Source organism: Succinimonas sp., from assembly GCF_045225735.1.
GTDB lineage: Bacteria > Pseudomonadota > Gammaproteobacteria > Enterobacterales > Succinivibrionaceae > Succinimonas.
The window spans coordinates 1-2,673 of record NZ_JBGVBR010000268.1 but is presented as its reverse complement, the minus strand read 5'-3'; the positions used below and the strand labels follow the sequence as shown (position 1 = coordinate 2,673).

3 protein-coding genes are annotated in these 2,673 nt (G+C 52.5%); all 3 read right to left on the bottom strand.

Translation table 11 applies throughout. The features are described from left to right. The coding region (locus tag ACJROR_RS09770; RefSeq protein ID WP_406546918.1) for a MetQ/NlpA family ABC transporter substrate-binding protein at positions 1 to 596 on the bottom strand (596 nt) is incomplete at its 3' end. A 100-nt stretch (positions 597 to 696) separates the two neighbouring features. Then, positions 697 to 1,353, bottom strand: coding sequence for a methionine ABC transporter permease (locus ACJROR_RS09765; protein ID WP_406038304.1), 657 nt, complete (start codon positions 1,351 to 1,353; stop codon positions 697 to 699). Continuing rightward, complete coding sequence (locus tag ACJROR_RS09760) at positions 1,337 to 2,377, bottom strand: methionine ABC transporter ATP-binding protein (RefSeq protein ID WP_406546917.1); 1,041 nt, start codon at positions 2,375 to 2,377, stop codon at positions 1,337 to 1,339. The genes ACJROR_RS09765 and ACJROR_RS09760 overlap by 17 nt, the downstream gene beginning before the upstream one ends. Positions 2,378 to 2,673 lie beyond the last annotated feature (296 nt).

Sequence of the window (2,673 nt, the reverse complement as noted above, 5' to 3'; positions counted from 1 at the left end):
ATGGCCATCTGATCCTTGACTCGGGGGAGCTGAGCAGCTTCCAGTTCTACCAGCTGCAGATTCTTCGGATTCTCGGCCACATCCTTCACCGAAGCGGTGAGTCCGGCCTCAGAGGTCAGCTTAATAAGACCGTTGTCTTGCAGGAGAAGGAGCGCCCGGCCTTCATTGGTGGTATCGTTGGGAATGCCGATATGATCTCCCGGCCCCAGATCCTCAAGACGGTTCTTCTTCCCGGGGTAAATGCCCAGAGGCTCATAGTGAATTCTGCCAGCTACCTTGAGATGAGTGCCCCGGTCATGATTGAAGTTATGAAGGTAGAGCTCATGCTGCATGTAGTTAGCCAGGATCTCGCCGCTTTCCACCACGTTATTGGGCTGGACGTAGTCATCAAAAACCTTGATATCCACTGTAATGCCGCGGGTTTTCAGATTCTTGGCGGCTTCCTCCAGAATTTCCGCATGAGGTGTGGGGGAAGCGGCGACTGTGATAATGCGGTTTTCCGGAACATTTGTCGCTTTATCGGGAGCCGGGGCTTTATCATCCGAGCCGCAGGCAGCCAGCAGAATTGCCAGAGCGGGTACAAGCAGTTTTTTCATATGAGTTCTCCAAAGTTAATCCGGGGGCTTATTGATAGTGCCGTTTTCCGATGCGGCGCCGTTCTCGCTGTGCTATTCGTTACGGCTGCGCTATTCTCAGCTACACTATTCTTCTGTCCAGTTTTCTCGCAATAAACATGCCCAGCACCTGGAATATCTGCACCAGGGCAATGAGAAGAATCACGCAGATCCACATTATACCGGCATCATAACGCTGATAGCCGTACTGAATGGCGATGGCGCCGAGACCGCCGCCTCCGATGGCTCCGGCCATGGCCGAGTAGCCTAAAATCGTGGAAAGCGCGATGGTGGCGCCGGTAATCAGGGAGGTGCGGGCCTCTACCAGCATTACCTTGGTCATGATCTGCCACAGGGAGGCTCCCATGCTCTCAGCGGCTTCAATAACGCCGCGATCCACCTCATTCAGGGATGATTCCACGAGCCGGGCAATAAAGGGAGCGGCAGAAAGCACCAGAGGCACAATGGCTGCGGTGGAACCGTAGGATCTTCCCACGATAAAGACTGTAACCGGGATTACCAGAATCATGAGGATAATAAAGGGGAGACTCCTGCCAATGTTGGTAATAACGTCCACCATGCGGTAGATTATGCGGTGCGGCCGGAGTCCCTTCTTATGACAAAGGGTCAGCATAAACCCCAGAGGCATGCCCAGAATGTATCCGAAAAACGTGGACGCAATGGTCATATAGACGGTTTCCCAGATCCCCTGCAATATCTGATCAGTCAGTGTATACATGGCCGCCCTTCCCTTCAAAGTAAAGTCCCTGTTCCCGGAGATAAGCGAAGATCCGCTTCCGGAGGCTTTCATCCTCCGGAAGCTCCAAGACTGCCTGTCCGGCAGATCCCTGAGATGTGTTCTGGACATCGGCAAACAAAATGCTTACCGGAGCAACCTCCTTAATAACAGAGGCAATTATTGGCTTCAGGGCCTGTTCCCCCTCAAATACCACTCTGATGCGGCGATCGCTGTCCAGAGGCGGGATGGATGTGCCGTCAAAAATAATGCGTCTTCCGGTTTCGGAATGGGGCTTCATGAAGACTTCCAGCACCGGGCCCGTTTCCACAACCCGGCCCTGATCCATGATAGCAACTCTGGTGCAGATCTCCTTAACCACTGACATCTGATGGGTGATTACCACAATGGTGATGCCCATATCGCGGTTAATATCCCGGAGAATTTCCAGTATTGAAGCTGTGGACTGCGGATCCAGTGCTGAGGTGGCTTCGTCGCAGAGCAGGATCTCCGGCTTTGTAGATAGAGCCCGAGCAATGGCCACGCGCTGCTTCTGACCGCCGGAAAGCTGGGCAGGATAGGCCTGAGCCTTGTCCTCAAGTCCCACGAGACGAAGGAGATCCAGGGCTGTGGCACGGGCATCGGTTGTGGATACCCCGGAGATTATCAGAGGAAAACAGACATTGTCGATAACGGTCTTCTGCATCAGAAGGTTAAAGTTCTGAAAAATCATGGCCGTCTTTTTCCGGATGGCATTAAGCTCCACCCGGCTTAAGCGGCTCAGGATCTGGCCCAGCACTTCGACTTCGCCGGAGGTGGGCACTTCGAGGAAATTCATGGTACGCACCAAGGTGCTTTTGCCGGCGCCGGACATGCCGATGATGCCGAAGATCTCCCCTCTTCTGATGTCAAGGGAAACCTTGTCAAGAGCGGTTACGGTGCCCTTTTTGGTTATAAAGATCCGGCTTACCTCCCGAATGGAGATCACGGGGGTGTCCGGAGTTGCTTCTTTGTTAACTGCTTCCATTACAAAATTCTCACCGTCCCGGGATTACCCAACAACTTTACGAAGCGGTTGCATTTCCGGGAGTATGGTTCACAGGATTATGAGTGTTTCGGGAACTCTTATTCGGGGATGCTGACTCCGGGAAATGACATTTCTTCTCTAGGAACATCTGAGGAGACATCCCGAAAAACGTCGCCGACATGTAATTCTACCAAGATAAGGTACTAGAAGTGAATAACAGGAGCAGTTAGTTCGTTAAATTATCAGGGGATCGCAAAATGATGGGCAAACGCCATTATACGTATAGGTTCGACTAT

Excerpts from the sequence above, each read along its gene's own strand:
- ACJROR_RS09765 (WP_406038304.1), bottom strand. The coding sequence starts at position 1,353 with ATGTATACACTGACTGATCAGATATTGCAGGGGATCTGGGAAACCGTC.
- ACJROR_RS09760 (WP_406546917.1), bottom strand. The coding sequence starts at position 2,377 with ATGGAAGCAGTTAACAAAGAAGCAACTCCGGACACCCCCGTGATCTCC.